General features: G+C 71.6%; 20 protein-coding genes. 13 read left to right on the top strand and 7 right to left on the bottom strand.

Features of this window, described 5'->3' with window-relative positions; translation table 11 throughout:
* Positions 1–16 precede the first annotated feature (16 nt).
* On the top strand, positions 17–205 hold the full coding sequence (locus ACZ6I3_RS09900) for a hypothetical protein (RefSeq protein ID WP_469413331.1): 189 nt from the start codon (positions 17–19) through the stop codon (positions 203–205).
* A 73-nt stretch (positions 206–278) separates the two neighbouring features.
* Here the strand turns inward: ACZ6I3_RS09900 and ACZ6I3_RS09895 are convergent, their stop codons facing one another.
* The 5 genes from ACZ6I3_RS09895 to ACZ6I3_RS09875 all read right to left on the bottom strand — a co-directional run bounded on the left by ACZ6I3_RS09895 (position 279) and on the right by ACZ6I3_RS09875 (position 3,765).
* A complete protein-coding gene (locus tag ACZ6I3_RS09895; RefSeq protein WP_469413329.1) occupies positions 279–1,127 on the bottom strand; it encodes a phosphotransferase enzyme family protein in 849 nt (282 codons plus the stop codon).
* A 45-nt stretch (positions 1,128–1,172) separates the two neighbouring features.
* Positions 1,173–1,853 carry a formylglycine-generating enzyme family protein gene (locus ACZ6I3_RS09890; protein WP_469413328.1) on the bottom strand — a complete coding sequence of 227 codons (681 nt, stop codon included), beginning with the start codon at positions 1,851–1,853 and terminating at the stop codon, positions 1,173–1,175.
* Positions 1,854–2,167: 314 nt separating this feature from the next.
* Positions 2,168–2,410, bottom strand: coding sequence for a DUF6415 family natural product biosynthesis protein (locus ACZ6I3_RS09885; protein ID WP_469413326.1), 243 nt, complete (start codon positions 2,408–2,410; stop codon positions 2,168–2,170).
* A complete protein-coding gene (locus tag ACZ6I3_RS09880; RefSeq protein WP_469413324.1) occupies positions 2,407–2,835 on the bottom strand; it encodes a hypothetical protein in 429 nt (142 codons plus the stop codon). Before ACZ6I3_RS09880 ends, ACZ6I3_RS09885 begins: the two co-directional genes overlap by 4 nt.
* Positions 2,836–3,045: 210 nt before the next feature.
* Positions 3,046–3,765: a GntR family transcriptional regulator gene (locus ACZ6I3_RS09875; protein ID WP_469413322.1), complete on the bottom strand. Its 720-nt coding sequence runs from the start codon at positions 3,763–3,765 to the stop codon at positions 3,046–3,048.
* A gap of 55 nt (positions 3,766–3,820) precedes the next feature.
* On the opposite strand from ACZ6I3_RS09875, the gene ACZ6I3_RS09870 reads away from it, so the two are divergent.
* The 10 genes from ACZ6I3_RS09870 to ACZ6I3_RS09825 all read left to right on the top strand — a co-directional run bounded on the left by ACZ6I3_RS09870 (position 3,821) and on the right by ACZ6I3_RS09825 (position 15,332).
* Positions 3,821–4,639, top strand: a complete 819-nt coding sequence (locus ACZ6I3_RS09870) for a class I SAM-dependent methyltransferase (protein ID WP_469413321.1) — start codon at positions 3,821–3,823, stop codon at positions 4,637–4,639.
* 28 nt (positions 4,640–4,667) lie between these two features.
* The gene (locus ACZ6I3_RS09865; RefSeq protein WP_469413319.1) at positions 4,668–5,126 is read left to right on the top strand and encodes a pyridoxamine 5'-phosphate oxidase family protein; all 459 of its coding nucleotides are present in this window, start codon (positions 4,668–4,670) and stop codon (positions 5,124–5,126) included.
* Between the two features lie 140 nt (positions 5,127–5,266).
* Positions 5,267–6,073, top strand: coding sequence for a TIGR03084 family metal-binding protein (locus tag ACZ6I3_RS09860; protein WP_469413317.1), 807 nt, complete (start codon positions 5,267–5,269; stop codon positions 6,071–6,073).
* Complete coding sequence (locus ACZ6I3_RS09855) at positions 6,070–7,743, top strand: acyclic terpene utilization AtuA family protein (protein WP_469413315.1); 1,674 nt, start codon at positions 6,070–6,072, stop codon at positions 7,741–7,743. Before ACZ6I3_RS09860 ends, ACZ6I3_RS09855 begins: the two co-directional genes overlap by 4 nt.
* Entirely contained in the window at positions 7,740–9,338 is a 1,599-nt protein-coding gene (locus tag ACZ6I3_RS09850; protein ID WP_469413314.1) for an acyl-CoA carboxylase subunit beta, read from the top strand. Before ACZ6I3_RS09855 ends, ACZ6I3_RS09850 begins: the two co-directional genes overlap by 4 nt.
* 4 nt (positions 9,339–9,342) lie before the next feature.
* Positions 9,343–11,199 carry an acetyl/propionyl/methylcrotonyl-CoA carboxylase subunit alpha gene (locus ACZ6I3_RS09845; RefSeq protein ID WP_469413312.1) on the top strand — a complete coding sequence of 619 codons (1,857 nt, stop codon included), beginning with the start codon at positions 9,343–9,345 and terminating at the stop codon, positions 11,197–11,199.
* Between the two features lie 68 nt (positions 11,200–11,267).
* The gene (locus ACZ6I3_RS09840) at positions 11,268–12,398 is read left to right on the top strand and encodes an acyl-CoA dehydrogenase family protein (RefSeq protein ID WP_469413310.1); all 1,131 of its coding nucleotides are present in this window, start codon (positions 11,268–11,270) and stop codon (positions 12,396–12,398) included.
* A gap of 35 nt (positions 12,399–12,433) precedes the next feature.
* On the top strand, positions 12,434–14,002 hold the full coding sequence (locus ACZ6I3_RS09835) for a 4-coumarate--CoA ligase family protein (protein WP_469413308.1): 1,569 nt from the start codon (positions 12,434–12,436) through the stop codon (positions 14,000–14,002).
* Positions 13,999–14,733, top strand: a complete 735-nt coding sequence (locus tag ACZ6I3_RS09830; RefSeq protein ID WP_469413307.1) for an enoyl-CoA hydratase family protein — start codon at positions 13,999–14,001, stop codon at positions 14,731–14,733. Before ACZ6I3_RS09835 ends, ACZ6I3_RS09830 begins: the two co-directional genes overlap by 4 nt.
* The gene (locus ACZ6I3_RS09825; protein ID WP_469413305.1) at positions 14,721–15,332 is read left to right on the top strand and encodes a TetR/AcrR family transcriptional regulator; all 612 of its coding nucleotides are present in this window, start codon (positions 14,721–14,723) and stop codon (positions 15,330–15,332) included. Before ACZ6I3_RS09830 ends, ACZ6I3_RS09825 begins: the two co-directional genes overlap by 13 nt.
* Before the next feature lie 90 nt (positions 15,333–15,422).
* Here the strand turns inward: ACZ6I3_RS09825 and pdxH are convergent, their stop codons facing one another.
* Positions 15,423–16,091: a pyridoxamine 5'-phosphate oxidase gene (pdxH, locus tag ACZ6I3_RS09820; protein ID WP_469413303.1), complete on the bottom strand. Its 669-nt coding sequence runs from the start codon at positions 16,089–16,091 to the stop codon at positions 15,423–15,425.
* 284 nt (positions 16,092–16,375) lie between these two features.
* On the opposite strand from pdxH, the gene ACZ6I3_RS09815 reads away from it, so the two are divergent.
* On the top strand, positions 16,376–17,476 hold the full coding sequence (locus ACZ6I3_RS09815; protein ID WP_469413300.1) for a citrate synthase 2: 1,101 nt from the start codon (positions 16,376–16,378) through the stop codon (positions 17,474–17,476).
* 51 nt (positions 17,477–17,527) lie between these two features.
* Here the strand turns inward: ACZ6I3_RS09815 and ACZ6I3_RS09810 are convergent, their stop codons facing one another.
* Positions 17,528–17,944 carry a diadenosine tetraphosphate hydrolase gene (locus ACZ6I3_RS09810; RefSeq protein ID WP_469413298.1) on the bottom strand — a complete coding sequence of 139 codons (417 nt, stop codon included), beginning with the start codon at positions 17,942–17,944 and terminating at the stop codon, positions 17,528–17,530.
* Positions 17,945–18,150: 206 nt separating this feature from the next.
* Here ACZ6I3_RS09810 and ACZ6I3_RS09805 point away from each other — a divergent pair, with 206 nt between their 5' ends.
* Positions 18,151–19,611: a PAS domain-containing protein gene (locus ACZ6I3_RS09805; protein WP_469413296.1), complete on the top strand. Its 1,461-nt coding sequence runs from the start codon at positions 18,151–18,153 to the stop codon at positions 19,609–19,611.
* The last annotated feature ends 2 nt before the right edge of the window (positions 19,612–19,613 follow it).

The raw sequence follows: 19,613 nt of genomic DNA, 5'->3' as shown, positions 1-19,613 counted from the left end.
GCGGAGCAATGGCACTATGACCTCCAACGAAGCGCACCGCGACAGTTCCGATCGCTCCGAGGACCGCATCGATCAGCCGCGGTCCCGCCAGGGCCGGAGCCGGGAGAAGATCGTCACCCACGCCCGACGCTGGGGACCCGCCCTCTACACCCTCATCCGGATCATCTGGCAGATCGTCGGCGACGATCACCCCGGTCAGCTGTAGCCGCTCGCTTCAGTGCGGGGCCCGGCCACAGGTCGGGCTCGGCTCGGGCACGGGCGAGGGTTCTTCGTCAGAGTCAGCCAGGGTGAAAGCCGTTGCGATCGAGTGCTGCCCTGATCCGGCCGAGCCACTCCGCACCCAGCCGGCGCCCGTCCGGGAGCTGGTCGTCTCGGTCCCAGCGCCACGTCGTGATCACGGCCAGCACGAGGATCCGGCACTGGCGCAGCAACTCCTTGTCGACCCCCGGATAATGCTCGCCGACCTCCTCGGGCGCATGCGCGAGGTCCCATTCGACGGGCCCGCGGCAGCACGTCTCAAGGTCGATGAACAGCAACCCGTTCCCCGTGCTGAGCAGATTCCCCGGATGCGGCTCGCCGTGCAGCAACTGCTCGGCGCCGCCGCGCTCGCCGATCACGCGCCTCATGCGCCGCAACGTGTCGCCGAGCAGCTCCCGGTCCGCGTCGGCGAGGTCCGGAGTGCGGTCGCGGTTCGCCACGAGCCGTTGGGCCTGCTCGACCCGGTCCGTGAAGTGCTGCGTCGGGACGTCGAGTTCGCGCATGCCTGCATGCAGCCGCGCGAGCGCGTGGGCGTAGTCGGCCGGTGAGACCTCGCCCGGCGTCGCGGGTTCGTAGTAGGTCCACAGCGTGATGACGAAGCCGTCCCGCTCATACGGCCGTGGCTCCACCCGCGGCGCGAGAGCGGCCACCGGGCACCCGGCGTCGGCCAGCCGCTGAGCCAGCTCGACTTCGAACTGGGCGACCTGATCCCCGACCGGTGCCACCCGGGCCAGGACGTCACAGGGCAGCAGGCGCAGGGTGAGTTTGTTCGAGTCATGAAGGACGATCACGTCGTCGGCCGGCAGGCCGAGTGACGAGGCGATCGACATGGCCGCGGCCATCGCACGCCGGGCTTCTGACGCCTGCATGGTCGCTTGCTCCTTCTCCTCTGGGCGTGACCCCATCCCCCCGGCTCACGCCACCGCCGACCGCGCGACGCGGAACCCCACGTCGTCGATCCTGAACGTCGGATGGCTACGGCGCCGCACCGAGACCCGGCAGCTCCAGTGCTCGTCCGACCAGCCGCCGCCCTTCAACACCCGGTACGTCCCGTAGACCTCGGCGTCGTAGAGATCCCAGCACCAGTCCCAGACGTTGCCCAGCATGTCGTACAGGCCCCACGCGTTGGCCTGCTTGCCACCCACGGAGTGGATCCGCTCGCCCGAGTTCCCCCGATACCAGGCGACCTCGTCCAGTCGGCCGTAACGCGGCCCGGCACTGCCGGCCCGGCAGGCGTACTCCCACTCGGCCTCGGTCGGCAGCCGGTAGCCGTCGGCGGAGGCGTCCCACTCGACGCCCTCGTCCTCGCCGCGCAGGCGGTACGCGGGCGTCAGCCCCTCACCACGGGACAGGCCGTTGCAGAAGCGGACCGCGTCCCACCACGACACTCCCTCGACCGGCAGCCGCTCCCCCCGAGCAGTACTCGGCCGTTCACCGGTGACCTGGGCGTACCGCTCCTGGGTGACGGGGAACGCCCCCATCCGGAACGCCGCGACATCAACTGTCCAGTCGCGCCGCGTCCGCCGGTCGGACAGCGTCACCGCCCCGGCCGGGACGACGACCATCTCGCTCTCCACGCTTACGCCAACTCCCATGCGGGGGGACCCTATCCGCAGATCACTGCTGCCTTACCGACGGCTCTCCCGCTGCGGCGCGCTTCGCGCCACTCCTCGTACAGCCGCTCGGCGGCGCGGCATTCCGAGGGAGCCGAGGGGCGGCCACGCCTGGCAGCGGGGCGGGTGGTACAGCAGGCGTACGTATGCGGCCAGTTCTCGGTCTTCCCTGTGCACGACGACTCGCCGGTCCCTCCGGGCCTCGTAGTGGTTGCACAAGGACAGGAGGGAGCGGGCCAGGCCTTGGGCGTAGGCGAGGCCGTCCCGGTGCTTGAGCCGCGCCCGGTCGCGGAGTCTCAGTCGCGCCTCGCCGATGCGGTAGATCGTGCAGCCGCGCGGACGTCGTCCATGGGCAGCGGGCGGGTGAGTTCCTCGACCGCGGGCGTGAGCAGCTCGATGTGCTCGCGCAGCCGGTGAACGAACGCGGACAGTTCCTCGTCCGAGGGTGTCCCGGCGTCGGAGGCCAGGAGGCGATGCGCTGCCGCGCGCATCGCCACAGTGTCCGGCGGCAGCGGAATGCCCGTGACGAGCGCGGTCACGAACCGCCCTCCTCGTCACCGGACCGGCAGCCGCCCGCCGGCACGAGCGCCAGGACATCCGCGGCCTTGCACAGACACCCCGGGCGACTCATCGGAACGGACCAGTACGAGGCCCGCCGTGGCTCGGCCAACTCCGTGCGGTGGACGCGGGGCACACCAAGGAAGGTGCCTTCCGTCAAGCACTCGGCGAGCGGGGTCGGCCACTCCTTTGCCGTGCCGGGCGGTACCAGCGCGTAGTAGCGGCCGAAACCCGGGTCGTGGATGACGGGGTCGTTGAGGAATCGGTTCAACCGGGCCGCCATGACGGACGGTTCATCACTCCCTGTGGCGGCGTGCACGAAGCCTTCCGGGATGCGCACGGCGTCGAAGAGCTGACCGAGGGGGACCATCGCGAGCTGCGCGGCACTGTCCCACTCATCACGCACCGCGGTCGGCGAAGGGTGGGCCGAGGCCAACCATGCCGAGACCGGCTCGGATGTGGGTGGGACGGACAGACCGGTCGGAACCGGCCCGGGAATCGCAGCCTTCTGCATGTCGATGCTCCTTCGCAGCGATCTCGCGTCACTACGAAGAGACTGGACCGGTGGACCGGTCCAGTCAAGCAGAATGTCAGTTCGTGTCCGTCGTCAGTTCGCTTACGCCATCGGGTAGTTGTCGACCTGCTCGAACACGTGCGAAGCCGTGACGCCTTCTTCGCACACCAGCGGCCGGCGATCGTCGTCGAACGCCGTATGCAGTACGACCGCCACCGCCGTCGGCCGCTCCACCGCCAGCAGCTCGGCCTCGTCGTCCGTGGCGAGCCGTACCGTCGTGCTGTCCGTGCCCTCAACCGGTGAGCGGCCCGTCTCGCGCCTCACGTAGTGCGTGGTTCCCTCGGTGATCGGCCCCTTCAGTGCCAGCCGAGGCGCGGCGTCCGCCACCGACGGCGGGAACCAGGCCGTCACCAGGCTGTGCGGGGAACCGTCGTCCAGCAGTACCAGCCGGACGCGTCGCAGCGCCGTCTCGCCCGGCCGCAGTCCCAAGGCGTCCGCCACATGTGCGGGAGGCGCGGCACGGTCCGGCACACCGAGGCGCCGGTAGGGTGCGCCGCCGGACACCCGACTGGATCCCGCGCGGCGGCCGCCGGCGGGCCGCGCGACGGGAGTCTCGACGACGGTGAAGCCGGAACCCTGACGGGCGACCACCAGACCGTCGTTGCGCAGGACGTCGTACGCCTTGACGACGGTGGCACGGGACACGTCCCACTGTTCGGCGAGGTCGCGGCCGGAAGGCAGCAGATCACCGGCACCGAACTCGCCGTTGGCGATGCGCGTGCGCAGATCGTCGGCGATCTGCTCGTACTTCAGCAGCGGCATGGGGCGCACTTCCGATCACTGGACTGGTCCACCGGCGAGCCACCACAATGCCCGCATGACGAGCCCTGAGACAGCCCCGGAGATCGTGAGGTTCTACACGGAGACCATCGACGAGGCGGACCGGCTCACCACGACAGCCGACGGCCGCCTGGAGATGGTACGCACGCAGGAACTGCTGCGACGGCACCTCCCCTCAGCCCCGGCCCGGATCCTCGACATCGGAGGCGGCCCGGGGGCCCACGCCCGGTGGCTCGTCCAGGACGGCTACGACCTTCATCTGGTGGACCCGATCCCACGCCACCTCGAACAGGCCCGGCAGACCGGCGCCGGCGTCGAACTCGGAGACGCCCGCCGGCTCACGGCCGAGGATGCCTCGTACGACGTCGTGCTCCTGCTGGGCCCTCTCTACCACCTGCTCGAACGCGCGGACCGCGACCAGGCGCTGGCCGAGGCCCACCGCGTTCTCAAGCCGGGCGGTCTTCTCGCGGCGGCCGGTATCAACCGCTACGCGTCGTTGTTCGAGCACGCCGCCTTCGCGCACCTGCACAAGGAGCCCATGCGGCAGAGCATCACCGGCATCCTGGCCACGCAGATCCATGACGGGAAGAAGGCCTTCACCGCCGCTTACTTCCACAGCGGCGAGCAGTTGCGTGACGAGGTGGCGGAGGCCGGCTTCGACGGCGCCGAGGTGTACGGAATCGAAGGTCCGGCCTGGTCCATGCTCGCGGCGGCCGAGCGCAACACCGGCCAGCCGTTCAGCGATACGGCCCTGTTCGAGTCGGCGTTGACCGCCGCACGCATGGCCGAGCCCTACCCGGAGCTGCTGGCGGCGAGTTCCCATCTGCTCGCGATCGCCCGCCGACAAGCGAAATAACGCCGCGGGCGACGCAGTTGCCTCGTTCATGACTCAACGCCCTGCTCCCCGCCCCCTCTCCGACGAAGCCCTCTCCGACCTCCTCGGCAAGCAGCAGTTCGGCACGCTCGCCAGCGTCAAGCGTGATGGCAGGCCCCACCTGACCACGATGGTCTACAGCTGGGACCCCGAGGCTCGGATCGTGCGGTTCTCGACGACGGCCGAGCGGATCAAGGTCAAGCATCTGAGACGCGACCCGCGTGCGGCGCTGCATGTGCAGGGCGGGGACGTGTGGTCGTTCGCCGTCGCGGAGGGCGAGGCCGAGGTCTCCGGGGTCACTGCCGTTCCCGGTGACGCGGTCGGGCGGGAGCTGCTCGGGATGATCCCGCGGGGCGCGGAGCCGGAGGACGAGGAGGCGTTCCTGGAGGAGTTGGTGGCCGAACGCCGGGTCGTCGTCCGGCTGAGGGTGGACCGGCTGTACGGGACGGCGCTCGACATCGACGGATAGGCCCCGACCGGGGACGCGTCCGGCCACCCTCCTTTTTTCATGCAAGCATGCTTGATTGTTTCTGACCCCCCTGCCATGCTCCACAGCACGCCGCACGACTCCGCACCACCCCGCACACCGCCGTGCCCCAGGGAGCGCCCGTGTCCGATCCGACATCCGTGATCGACGACCTGCGCGAGGAGAGCGAGGAACTCGACCGTCTCGTGGCCGGGCTGAGCACGCCCCGCTGGGCGCTCGCCACCCCCGCGCCCGGCTGGACCGTCGCCCACCAGGTCGCCCACCTCGCCTGGACCGACCGTTCGTCCCTGCTCGCCGTCACGGACGCCGACGGCTTCCGCGCCCTGGTCGAGAAGGCCCTCGCGGCCCCGGGCTCCTTCGTCGACGAGGGCGCCGAGGAGGGGGCAGCGCTCCCGCCCGCCGAACTGCTCGCACGGTGGCGTGAGGGGCGTACGGCGCTGGAGAAGGCGCTGCGGGCCGCCCCGCCCAAGGCGCGCTTCCCCTGGTACGGCCCGCCCATGTCGGCCGCCTCCATGGCGACGGCCCGTCTTATGGAGACCTGGGCCCACGGCCAGGACGTGGCCGACGCCCTGGGTGTGGTGCGCCCACCCACCGACCGGCTGCGGCATGTGGCCTGGCTCGGGGTGCGGACCCGGGACTTCGCCTACGGGGCGCACGGGCTGACCCCGCCGGCCGACCCCTTCCGCGTCGAACTGCGCGCACCGTCCGGCGACGTGTGGGCGTACGGCCCCGAGGACGCCCCGCAACGCGTCACCGGCCCCGCCCTCGACTTCTGCCTCCTGGTCACCCAGCGCGCCCACCGCGGCGACCTCGCCCTGCGCGCCGAAGGCCCCGACGCCGACCGCTGGCTCGACCTCGCCCAGGCCTTCGCGGGACCGCCGGGCAACGGCCGCATGCCGAAGCCGAAGGGGGAGGGGGAGCCCGGGTGACCTTGCGCATCGGCAACGCCTCCGGCTTCTACGGCGACCGCTTCGACGCCCTGCGCGAGATGCTCACCGGCGGCGAACTCGACGTCCTCACCGGTGACTACCTCGCCGAGCTGACGATGCTGATCCTCGGCCGTGACCGGCTGAAGGACCCGGCCGCCGGGTACGCCCGCACGTTCCTGCGGCAGTTGGAGGACTGCCTGGGGATCGCCCATGAGCGGGGCGTCAAGATCGTCACCAACGCCGGCGGGCTCAACCCGGCCGGACTCGCCGACGCCGTACGGCACTTGGCCGACCGGCTCGGCATCCCCGTCCGCGTCGCCCATGTCGAGGGCGACGACCTCACCGCCCGCCACCCCGGCAGCCTCGCCGCCCACGCCTACCTCGGCGGGTTCGGCATCGCGGCCTGTCTGCGGGAGGGCGCGGACCTCGTCGTCACCGGTCGGGTGACGGACGCGGCCCTCGTCACCGGGCCCGCCGCCGCCCACTTCGGGTGGAGGGAGACGGACTACGACCGGCTCGCGGGGGCCGTCGTCGCCGGGCACGTCCTGGAGTGCGGGGCGCAGGCCACCGGCGGCAACTACGCCTTCTTCCACGAGAGCGACGCCGACCTGAGACGCCCCGGCTTCCCGCTCGCCGAACTCCACGAGGACGGCGGCTGCGTCATCACCAAGCACCCCGGCACCGGCGGCTTCGTCGACGTCGGCACCGTCACCGCCCAGTTGCTGTACGAGACGGCCGGCGCCCGGTACGCGGGGCCCGACGTCACCACCCGGCTGGACACCGTACGGCTCGGCCAGGACGGGCCCGACCGGGTGCGGATCGACGGCGTGCGCGGAGAGGCGCCCCCGCCCACCCTCAAGGTCGGGCTCAACAAGCTCGGCGGCTTCCGCAACGAGGTCGTCTTCGTGCTCACCGGCCTCGACATCGAGGCCAAGGCAGCGCTGGTGCGGGAGCAGTTGGAACCGGCTCTCGGCAAGGTCGCCGACGTGCGCTGGGAGCTGGTCCGCACCGACCGGCCCGACGCCCCGAGCGAGGAGACGGCGAGCGCGCTGCTGCGGCTCGTCGTACGGGACCCGGACCAGCAGACCGTCGGGCGGGCGCTGAGCGGGGCGGCCGTGGAGCTGGCGCTCGCCAGTTACCCCGGCTTCCATGTGCTCGCGCCACCTGGAAAGGGCTCGCCGTACGGGGTCTTCGAGGATGTGTACGTGCCCCATAGGGCCGTCGACCATGTGGCCGTCCTCCATGACGGACGCCGCATCCCCGTGCCCCCGGCCCACGACACCGCCGTACTCGACGACGTACCGGAACCGCCCCTGCCGGAGCCGCCGGCCGCCGGCCCCACCCGGAACGCCCCCCTCGGCCTTGTCGCGGGCGCCCGCAGCGGCGACAAGGGCGGCAACGCCAACGTCGGGGTGTGGGCCCGCACGGACGACGCCTGGCGGTGGCTCGCGCACGAGCTGACGGCCGAACGATTCCAGCAGCTGATCCCCGAGAGCCGCGGCCTCGACGTCACCCGGCACCTCCTGCCCGGTCTCCGCGCCCTCAACTTCGTCGTCGAGGGCATCCTCGGCGCCGGCGTCGCCGACCAGCACCGCTTCGACCCGCAGGCCAAGGCCCTCGGCGAATGGCTGCGCTCCCGCCACCTGGACATACCGGAGGCCCTCCTGTGACCGTCCTGACCTCCGCGCTCGACCCGAACAGCCCCGACCACCGGGACAACCGCGAGGCGATGCTCGCCAAGCTCACCGAACTCGACGCCGAGCACGCCAAGGCCCTCGCGGGCGGCGGCGAGAAGTACGTGGCACGGCACCGGAAACGCGGCAAACTCCTCGCCCGCGAGCGCGTCGAGCTGCTCCTCGACCCCGACACCCCGTTCCTGGAGCTGTCCCCGCTGGCCGCCTGGGGCAGTGACCACACCGTCGGCGCGTCCCTCGTCACCGGCATCGGTGTCGTCGAGGGCGTGGAGTGCCTGATCACCGCCAACGACCCGACCGTGCGCGGGGGAGCGAGCAACCCCTGGTCGCTGAAGAAGGCCCTGCGCGCGAACGACATCGCCCTCGCCAACCGGCTGCCCTGCATCAGCCTGGTGGAGTCCGGCGGAGCCGATCTGCCGTCCCAGAAGGAGATCTTCATCCCCGGCGGCGCGATCTTCCGCGATCTGACACGGCTGTCGGCGGCCGGTATCCCGACCGTCGCCGTCGTCTTCGGCAACTCCACCGCCGGCGGCGCCTACATCCCCGGCATGTCCGACCACGTGATCATGGTCAAGGAGCGGGCCAAGGTGTTCCTCGGCGGCCCGCCGCTGGTGAAGATGGCCACGGGCGAGGAGAGCGACGACGAGTCCCTGGGCGGCGCCGAGATGCACGCGCGCGTGTCCGGCCTCGCCGACTACTTCGCCGTCGACGAGCCCGACGCGCTCCGCCAGGCCCGGCGCGTGGTCGCCCGTCTCAACCACCGCAAGGCGTACGACGATCCGGGTCCGGCCGAGCCCCCCAAGTACGCCGCCGACGAACTCCTCGGCATCGTCCCCGGCGACCTGAAGAGCCCCTTCGGCCCGCGCGAGGTCATCGCCCGCATCGTCGACGCCTCCGACTTCGACGAGTTCAAGCCGCTCTACGGCACGAGCCTGACCACCGGCTGGGCCACCCTGCACGGCTATCCCATCGGCATCCTCGCCAACGCCCAAGGGGTCCTCTTCAGCGCGGAGTCCCAGAAGGCCGCCCAGTTCATCCAGCTCGCCAACCAGCGCGACATCCCGCTGCTCTTCCTGCACAACACCACCGGCTACATGGTCGGCAAGGAGTACGAGCAGGGCGGCATCATCAAGCACGGCGCGATGATGATCAACGCGGTCAGCAACAGCCGCGTCCCCCATCTCTCCGTCCTGCTCGGCGCCTCCTACGGCGCCGGCCACTACGGCATGTGCGGCCGGGCCTACGACCCCCGCTTCCTCTTCGCCTGGCCCGGCGCCAAGTCGGCCGTCATGGGCCCGCAGCAGCTCGCGGGCGTGCTGTCGATCGTCGCCCGCCAGTCCGCCGCCGCCAAGGGACAGCCGTACGACGAGGAGGCGGACGCCGCCCTGCGCGCCATGGTGGAGCAGCAGATCGAGTCCGAGTCGCTGCCGATGTTCCTGTCCGGACGGCTGTACGACGACGGCGTCATCGACCCGCGCGACACCCGCACCGTCCTCGGCCTGTGCCTGTCCGCCATCCACACGGCCCCCTACGAGGGCGCACGCGGTGGCTTCGGCGTCTTCCGGATGTGAGGCAATGATTACTTCTGTTCTGGTGGCGAACCGGGGCGAGATCGCCTGCCGCGTCTTCCGCACCTGCCGTGAGCTGGGAATCCGCACCATCGCCGTCCACTCGGACGCGGACGAGGGCGCCCTCCACGCACGCGTGGCCGACGCGAGCGTACGACTTCCGGGGGAGGCGCCCGCCGACACCTATCTGCGCGGCGACCTCATCGTGAAGGCCGCCGTCGCGGCCGGCGCGGACGCCGTGCACCCCGGCTACGGCTTCCTCTCCGAGAACGCCGGCTTCGCCCGGGCCGTCCAGGACGCGGGCCTGCTCTGGATCGGCCCGCCCCCCGAGGCCATCGAGGCGATGGCGTCCAAGACCCGCGCCAAGCAGCTCATGGACATCCAGCCCCTCACCCACGTCACCGAAGCCGACCTGCCTGTGCTGGTGAAGGCGGCGGCGGGCGGCGGCGGACGCGGCATGCGCGTCGTACGACGACTCGCGGACCTGGACGCCGAACTGGCCTCCGCACGCGCCGAAGCCGCGAGCGCCTTCGGCGACGGCGAGGTCTTCGTCGAGCCGTACGTGGAGAACGGCCGCCATGTCGAGGTCCAGATCCTCGCCGACACCCACGGCACGGTCCTGCCGCTCGGCACCCGCGACTGCTCCCTCCAGCGCCGCCACCAGAAGGTCGTCGAGGAGGCCCCGGCACCCGGACTCCCCGAGGAACTCCGGCAGGAGCTGAGCACCCTCGCCGTACGGGCCGCCCGAGCCGTCGACTACGTGGGCGCCGGAACGGTCGAGTTCCTCGTCGCCGACGGCAGGGCGCACTTCCTGGAGATGAACACCCGCCTCCAGGTCGAACACCCCGTGACGGAGGCCGTGTTCGGCCTCGACCTGGTCGCCGAGCAGATCCGCGTCGCCGAAGGCCACCCCCTCGACGACGAGCCTCCACGCGCGCGTGGCCACGCCGTCGAGGCCCGCCTGTACGCCGAGGACCCCTCCCGCGACTGGACCCCGCAGACCGGCCCTCTGCACCGCCTGTCCGTGCCGGAAGGCGTCCGCCTGGACACCGGCTACACCGACGGCGACACGATCGGCGTCCACTACGACCCCATGCTCGCCAAGGTCGTGGCCCACGCCCCCACGCGCACGGAGGCCCTCCGCAAGCTCGCCTCCGCCCTGGAACGGACCGTGATCCACGGCCCCGTCACCAACCGCGACCTCCTGGTCGGCTCCCTGCGCCACCCCGAGTTCACCGCGGCCCGCATGGACACCGGCTTCTACGACCGCCACCTGCCCGACCTGACCACCCCCGCCCCCGACCCGCACGCCCCCCTCGCCGCGGCCCTCGCCGACGCCCACACCGGCCCCCGGTCCCGCTCCCGCTTCGGCGGCTGGCGCAACGTCCCCTCACAACCGCAGATCAAGCGCTATGCGATGGCGGGGGAGGAACACGAGGTCCACTACCGCCACACCCGCACGGGCCTGGAAGCGGACGGGGTGACCGTCGTACACGCCGACGCCCGCCTCGTCGTCCTCGAAGTGGACGGCGTACGGCGAAGGTTCGAGGTGTCCCGCTACGGCGACCACCTCTACGTCAACACCACCACCCTCACGCCCCTGCCCCGCTTCCCCGACCCCACGGCCCAGCACGCCCTCGGCTCCCTCCTGGCCCCCATGCCCGGCACGGTCGTCCGAGTGGCCGACGGCCTCACCGCGGGAACCCCCGTCAAGGCCGGTGAACCGATCCTCTGGCTCGAAGCGATGAAGATGCAGCACAAGATCACGGCCCCGACCACAGGAACGCTGAGCGAATTGCACGCCGTACCCGGACAACAGGTGGAGCCGGGCGCACTACTTGCGGTGGTGAAGGAGACCCCTTAGGGGCGCGGGGCCGCATCGAATTTGCGGCTCCGCCGCGTGCGCGCGACCAGCCACGACGAAGGAGTCACATGCCCACGATCGAAACCGATGAGCACAAGGCCCTCCGATCGGCCGTAGCGGCACTAGGCAAACGCCACGGCCGCACCTACGACCGAGAGGCACTCTGGTCCGAGGCAGGAAAACTCGGCTACCTCGGCGTCAACCTGCCGGAGGCCTACGGCGGCGGAGGCGGCGGAATCGCCGAACTCTCCCTCGTGCTCGAAGAACTGGGCGCCGCCGGCTGCCCGCTCCTGATGATGGTCGTCTCACCCGCCATCTGCGGCACGGTCATCGCCCGCTTCGGCACGGAAGAACAGAAGCGGCACTGGCTCCCGGCCTTCGCCGACGGCACCCGCACCATGGCCTTCGGCATCACCGAACCCGACGCCGGGTCCAATTCACACCGCATCACGACCACGGCTCACCGTGACGGAGCCGACTGGATCCTCACCGGCCGCAAGGTCTTCATCTCCGGCGTCGACATCGCGGACGCGACCCTCATCGTCGGCCGCACCGAGGACGCCCGCACCGGCAGCCTCAAGCCCTGCCTGTTCATCGTCCCGCGCGACACCCCCGGGTTCGAACGCCGCCCCATCGACATGGAACTCAACGCCGCCGAGAAGCAGTTCGAGCTGACCCTCGACGACGTACGGCTGCCCGCCGACGCCCTCGTCGGCGACGAGGACGCCGGCCTGCTGCAACTCTTCGCCGGCCTCAACCCCGAGCGCGTCATGACGGCCGCCTTCGCGATCGGCATGGGCCGCTACGCGCTCGCGCGGGCCATCGAGTACGCCCGCGACCGGCAGGTCTGGAAGACCCCCATCGGCGCCCACCAGGCCATCGCCCACCCCCTGGCCCAGGCGCACATCGAGCTCGAACTCGCCCACCTGATGACGCAGAAGGCCGCCCACCTGTACGACGTGGGCGACGACATGGGCGCCGGAGAGGCCGCCAACATGGCGAAGTACGCCGCCGGGGAGGCCTGTGTGAAGGCCGTGGACCAGGCCGTGCACACCCTCGGCGGCAACGGCCTCACCCGCGAGTACGGCCTGGCGCAGCTGATAACGGCCGCGCGCGTGGCTCGTATCGCACCGGTGAGCCGGGAGATGATTCTGAACTACGTCTCCCACCAGACCCTGGGCCTGCCCAAGTCGTACTGAGGCGGCCGGCGACGGCCCGCGCGCGAGGAGGAACCATGTTCCGCAGCGAGTACGCAGACGTCCCGCCCGTCGACCTGCCCATCCACGACGCGGTCCTGGCCCGGGCCGCGGAGTTCGGCGGTATCCCCGCGCTGATCGACGGCACCGACGGCACCACACTCTCCTACGAGCAACTGGACCGCTTCCACCGGCGCGTCGCCGCTGGGCTCGCCGAGGCCGGGGTGCGCAAGGGCGACGTCCTCGCCCTGCACAGCCCCAACACCATCGCCTTCCCGACCGCCTTCTACGCCGCCACGCGCGCGGGCGCCACCGTCACCACCGTGCACCCGCTCGCCACCGCCCAGGAGTTCGCCAAGCAGCTCACGGACTCGGCGGCCCGCTGGATCGTCACCGTCTCACCGCTGCTCGACATCGCCCGCCGGGCCGCCGAACTCGCCGGCGGCGTACGCGAGATCTTCGTGTGCGACAGCGCCACCGGCCACCGGTCCCTGATCGACATGCTGGCCTCCGCCGCCCCCGAGCCGGTGATCGACATCGACCCCGCCGAGGACGTGGCGGCCCTCCCGTACTCCTCCGGGACCACCGGCACCCCCAAGGGCGTGCTGCTCACCCACCGGCAGATCGCCACCAACCTCGCCCAGCTCGACGGGGCGATACCCGCCGGCCCCGGCGACCGCATCCTCGCCGTCCTGCCGTTCTTCCACATCTACGGCCTCACGGCCCTGATGAACGCGCCCCTCAGGAAGGGCGCCACCGTCGTCGTCCTGCCCCGCTTCGACCTGGAACAGTTCCTCGCGGCCATCCAGAACCACCGCATCACGGGCCTCTACGTGGCCCCGCCGATCGTCCTGGCCCTCGCCAAGCACCCGGCCGTCGCCCAGTACGACCTGTCGTCCCTGAAGTACATCCTCAGCGCCGCCGCACCCCTGGACGCCCGCCTCGCCGCCGCCTGCTCCGAACGGCTCGGCCTGCCGCCCGTCGGCCAGGCCTACGGCATGACGGAACTGTCGCCCGGCACCCATGTCGTCCCCCTGGACGCCATGCGCGCCGCGCCGCCCGGAACCGTCGGCAAGCTCATCGCCGGCACCGAGATGCGCATCGTCTCCCTGGACGACCCCGGCAAGGACCTCCCCGCCGGCGAGTCCGGCGAGATCCTCATCCGCGGCCCCCAGGTGATGAAGGGCTACCTCGGCCGCCCCGACGCCACCGCCGCGATGATCGACCCCGACGGCTGGCTGCACACCGGAGACGTCGGCCACGTGGACGGTGACGGCTGGCTCTTCGTCGTCGACCGCGTCAAGGAACTCATCAAGTACAAGGGCTTCCAGGTGGCCCCCGCCGAACTGGAGGCACTCCTCCTCACCCACCCGGGCATCGCCGACGCCGCCGTCATCGGCACGTACAACGACGACGGCAACGAGGTCCCGCACGCCTACGTGGTCCGCCAGCCGTCCGCCACCGGCCTCTCGGAGGCGGAGGTCATGATGTTCGTCGCCGAACGGGTCGCCCCCTACAAGCGGATCCGGCACGTCACCTTCATCGTCGGCGTCCCCCGAGCGGCCTCCGGCAAGATCCTCCGCCGACAGCTCAGGGAGCGCACATGAGCCTCGTCACCCGCACGCGCGCGCGTGCGGTCGAAACCCTCACCCTCGACTCACCGCACAACCGCAACGCCCTGTCGGCGGCCCTCGTCGCGGAACTGGCCGACGCCCTCACCGACGCCGGCAAGGACACCGGCGTCCGCGCGATCGTCCTCACCCACACCGGCAACACCTTCAGCGCCGGAGCCGACCTCAAGGACCCACCACCCCCGGACGCCCTGGTCGGCCTGCTGCGGCAGATCATCGAACTGCCCAAGCCGGTCGTCGCCCGCGTCACCGGCCACGTCCGCGCGGGCGGCCTCGGCCTGCTGGCCGCATGCGATATCGCCGCCGCCTCCACCGAGGCCACCTTCGCCTTCACGGAGGTCCGCATCGGCGTCGCCCCCGCGGTCATCTCCCTCCCCCTGCTCCCGCGCACCGACCCGCGCGCCCTGGCCCGCTACTACCTCACCGGCGAACGCTTCGAAGCGGCGGAGGCACAGCGCACCGGCCTGCTCACGACGTACGGCGCCGACGTGGACACCACCCTCGCCCCCCTCCTGGACGGCCTGCGCAAATCCGCCCCCGACGCCCTGGCCGAGACGAAACGGCTGCTCACGGCTAGGGTGCTGGAAGCCTTCGACCGGGACGCGACCGACCTGACCGCGCTCTCGGCCCGGCTGTTCTCCTCCCCGCAGGCCCGCGAGGGGATGACGGCCTTCCTCGAACGACGGGATGCGGCATGGGTGGTGTGAGCACGGCCGAACGTGCGGAGCGGGTCCCCAAGCAGGACCGCAGCCGGGCCACCCGGCAGCGGCTCCTGGAAGCCGCCGTGGCCTGCCTCGCCGAACACGGCTGGGCCGGCTCCACGGTGTCGGTCGTCGCCGAACGCGCGGGCGTCTCCCGCGGCGCCGCCCAGCACCACTTCCCGACCCGCGAGGACCTCTTCACGGCGGCCGTCGAATACGTCGCCGAAGAACGCTCGACGGCCCTGCGCGCCCTGTTCCCCGAGGGCGCGTCCGGAGACCGCCACGCGGTCGTCGCCGCCCTGGTCGACCTCTACACGGGCCCCCTCTTCCGCGCCGCCCTCCACCTCTGGGTCGCCGCCTCCAACGAGGACCAGCTCCGCCCCCGCGTCACCGAACTCGAATCCCGCGTCGGCCGCGAGACCCACCGCATAGCAGTCGACCTCCTCGCCGCCGACGAATCCCTCCCCGGCGTCCGCGAAACGGTCCAGGGCCTCCTCGACATGGCCCGAGGCCTAGGCCTCGCCAACCTCCTCACCGACGACGCGTCCCGCCGGGAACGGGTGGTGGCGCAGTGGGCGGGGCTGCTGGAGCAGACGCTGGGCTGACCCGACCTGCCCGGGGCGCCCCGAATGCACGGCGGCCGTCGCCGTCCCGGACTGGGGCTGGGACGAGGCACCCCGGACAGATCTGAGCCCTCAAGGACTCAGCCGCTCCACCCGCCAGCTCCCGTCAGCCTGCTCCACGTACCGCAACCGGTCGTGCAGCCGGTTCTCCCGGCCCTGCCAGAACTCCACCGCCTGCGGGGCCACCCGGAAGCCGCCCCAGTGCGGCGGTACGGGCACCTGCTCGCCCTCCGGATAGCGGGCGGCCAGCTCGGCGTACGCGCCGTCGAGGTCGGCACGGGTGGAGATCACGGAGGACTGGGCGCTGGCCCACGCGCCCAGCTGTGAGCCGTGTGGCCGGGTCCGGAAGTACGCCGCCGTCTCGTCCCGGCCGGTGCGCCGCGCGACACCGGTGACGAGGACCTGCCGGGCCATCGGATGCCAGGGGAAGAGCAGCGAGACGTACGGGTTCTCGGCCAGGTCACGGGCCTTGCGGGAGTCGTAGTTCGTGTAGAAGACGAAGCCCTGCTCGTCGAAGTGCTTCAGCAGAACCGTACGGGCGCTGGTCCGCCCCTCGGCGTCGGCCGTCGAGACGACCATGGCGTTCGGCTCGAACAGCCCGCCGTCCGTCGCGGCCTGCTTGAACCAGCGCGCGAACTGCTCCACGGGGGTGGCGGCCAGCTCGGTCTCGGAGAGGCCCTCGGCCCGGTACTGCTTGCGCATCGAGGCCAGATCGAAGGGGACGGCGTCGCGGTCGGTCACCCGGTCATCTTGCCGTATGGACGGTGTCCTTCGTCACTGAGTGGCACTGAGTGCCGTGAACCCTCCCCAAAGGTGGCACTCGGAGATATCGTTCTGATGCCGTTCGGGTTGGGTGACCGCCAGCCGCACGGGGCATCACAGGGGAGACCGGCCAGGACCGCGAGTCGCCGCGGCGACCGTGGATCCTCCGGACGGCCGCCCGCTTCGCAAGCTGACTGACACATGGTTCACACGTCTCACCCCACCAGACACCATCTGTCACTTACATCACGAGGAGCCGCCTGATGTCCGACTTCGTACCCGGGCTCGAGGGAGTAGTCGCGTTCGAGACGGAGATCGCCGAACCGGATAAGGAGGGCGGCGCACTCCGGTACCGGGGCGTCGACATCGAGGACCTCGTCGGCCATGTCTCCTTCGGCAACGTCTGGGGCCTGCTCGTCGACGGCGCCTTCAACCCCGGCCTGCCGCCCGCCGAGCCGTTCCCCATCCCGGTCCACTCCGGCGACATCCGCGTCGACGTCCAGTCGGCCCTGGCCATGCTGGCCCCGGTCTGGGGCCTCAAGCCGCTCCTCGACATCGACGAGGAGCAGGCCCGCGCCGACCTGGCCCGCGCCGCCGTCATGGCCCTCTCCTACGTCGCCCAGTCGGCTCGGGGCCAGGGCCTGCCCATGGTCCCGCAGCGGGAGATCGACAAGGCGCAGTCCGTCGTCGAACGCTTCATGATCCGCTGGCGCGGCGAGCCGGACCCCAAGCATGTGGCGGCGGTGGACGCGTACTGGACGAGCGCGGCCGAGCACGGCATGAATGCGTCCACGTTCACGGCCCGCGTGATCGCCTCGACGGGCGCGGACGTCGCGGCCGCGCTCTCCGGCGCGGTGGGAGCCATGTCCGGCCCGCTGCACGGCGGCGCCCCCTCCCGCGTCCTCGGCATGATCGAGGAGATCGAACGCACGGGCGACGCCGAGGCCTACGTGAAACAGGCCCTCGACAACGGCGAACGCCTCATGGGCTTCGGCCACCGCGTCTACCGCGCCGAGGACCCCCGCGCCCGGGTCCTGCGCCGCACCGCCCGTGAACTCGGCGCCCCCCGCTTCGAGGTCGCCGAGGCCCTGGAGAAGGCGGCCCTCGCGGAACTCCACGCCCGCCGCCCCGACCGCGTCCTCGCGACGAACGTCGAGTTCTGGGCGGCCATCGTCCTGGACTTCGCCGAGGTCCCGGCGCACATGTTCACGTCCATGTTCACCTGCGCCCGCACGGCCGGCTGGTCCGCCCACATCCTGGAGCAGAAGCGCACGGGCCGCCTGGTCCGCCCCTCGGCCCGCTACGTCGGCCCGGGCACCCGCGACCCCCGCGAGGTTGAGGGCTACGGGGACATCGCCCACTGATCCGACCCCCGCACGGCCTCACCCGGCTCCGGGTGGGGCCGTGAGCACGTCTCACCCGGTGAGCCGGTCCAGCTCCGCACCGATGGCCTCCCGCAGCGGCTCATGCCGTGCTCCGAGCGCGTACCGCTCCTCGCCCCACATCCCACGCGGATAGAGCCACACGGGCAGCCGCACGAGATCCGCCGGCTCCCAGTCGTACCGCGGCCACACGTGAGCGTGCAGAAACCCGTCGGCATTCCCGAGAATCTCCAGATTGACCCGCCGAAATCCCGCCTCCACCCGTCGGCAGGCCTCCTCGACGGCTTCCCCCAGCCGATCCATGTCGGCCAGAAACGCCAGCCGCTCGCTCCGCGGCAGCTCGGACAGCCGCTCCACCGCGGGATCGTCGGTCAGCAGCACCGAGTAGCCAGGCAGAAACTGCACATCGCAGGCTGCTGAGGAAGCACAGCCTGGTGGGTCTGCTTGCACAACAGCCTCACCGGCCCGACAGCGCTCATCCGTGCGAAGAGGGCCGCTTCCTCGAATGCGCAGCCGATCTTCGTGCTACGGATCGTTGGAATGCTTCGGTGGGTGCGGTCGGACGACTGCCGGGCGTTGACGTGGGGAATGCCCTCGTACAACGATTCCTTCAATGTTGTGGGAACACGGTGTGCGCTGGGTCACGTTCCAGTTGAATGATTGCAAGTAGCGAACCGACGTGCGGTACGTGCGGACGCAGCCTGCAGGGGGTCCAGGTGAGTGCTTCCCGGCATAGTGGGACCACCGACGAACTGGGGCCCGACGAGCCCGAGCGGGACGGTTCGGACGGGTCCGATCTGCTTGCCGCGTTGCTGGACGGGATGGACGCGGCACTGTGTGCCTTCGACGCCGACGGTGTCGTGACGCACTGGAACCGTGAGGCCGAGCGGATTCTCGGGTGGAGCGCGGACGAGGCCGTGGGGCGGCGGGGCCTGGCCGGATGGGCCGTGCGCAGCGCGGACGCCGAGGAGGTCGAGAGCCGGCTGCTGTCCGCGATGCACGCCCCGGGCCGGCAGGTGAACGAGTTCGCGTTGCTGACGAAGGACGGCGGGCGGGTGCTCGTACGGACCCAGTCGGCGGCCGTGCGAGGGCCTGACGGGAAGCCGGCGGGGGTGTACTGCGCCTTCAGCGAGGTGCACGCGCAGATCGATCTGGAGCGGTCGATCGCGCTCAGCGAGGCGCTGTTCGAGGACGCCAGCTGGGGCGTCGTGCTCGTGGATGTGGACCTCAGGCCCGCCGTGGTGAACGCGCACGCGGCCAAGGCGCTGGGCACGGGGCGTACGTCCGTGCTCGGCCGGCCGCTCGGGGATCTGCTGTCGCAGGGCGTGGAGGAACTGGAGAGCGCGCTGCAGCATGTGCTGGCGGAGGGCGCGCCGCCCGCGCCCGCCGAGGTGTGGGTGGGGGTGCGCCTGCCGGAGGGGGAGCGGCGGCGGTGCTGGCGCAGCGGCTTCGTACGGCTGGCCTCGCCCCTCGCGGAGGAGCCGGTTCCGCTGGGTGTGGGGTGGCTGTTCCAGGATGTGACGGAGGCCAAGCAGAGCGAGCAGGAGGCGTCGTTGCTGCGGTTCCGTACGCAGCAGCTGCACCGGGCCTCGCGGGCCGCCGCCGAGTGCGAGGACCCGGCGGAGGCGGCGACGGTGCACCTGGACTTCGCCCTGGCCGGGTTCGCCGACCATGCGCTGATCGACCGGGTGGCCGGCGGCGCGCTCACCGACGCGCAGACCGAGGGGACGGTACGGCTGGTGCGGGTCGCCGCCACTCCGTCCGGCGCGCCGGGGCCGAGCAAGCTCTCGGGGCACGCGGGGCTGCCCGCGCGGTACGCGAAGGGGCATCCGGCCCTGCAGTGTGTGGAGCGGGTCGGTGCGCTGCGGGCGAGTGCGGGGGCCGCGTCGCCGGAGGAGGCCCGGCTGTGGGCCGAGGCCCGGCAGTGGCCGCCGGACGCGGTGCACGCGCTGTGCGCGGTGCTGCGCAGCCGGGGGCGGACGCTGGGTGTGGTGACGTTCCTGCGGGGAGCCGGGCGCAGCGCGTTCGAGCGGTCCGACGCGATGTACGCGGAGGACGTGGCGATACGGATCGCGGCGGCTCTCGATCTCGCGGGGCTGTCGGACGAGCCGGTGTGAAC

The organism is Streptomyces sp. NPDC041940 (assembly GCF_055589465.1).
The sequence above is the reverse complement of the archived record's forward strand: the minus strand, read 5'-3'. Positions and strand labels throughout refer to the sequence as shown.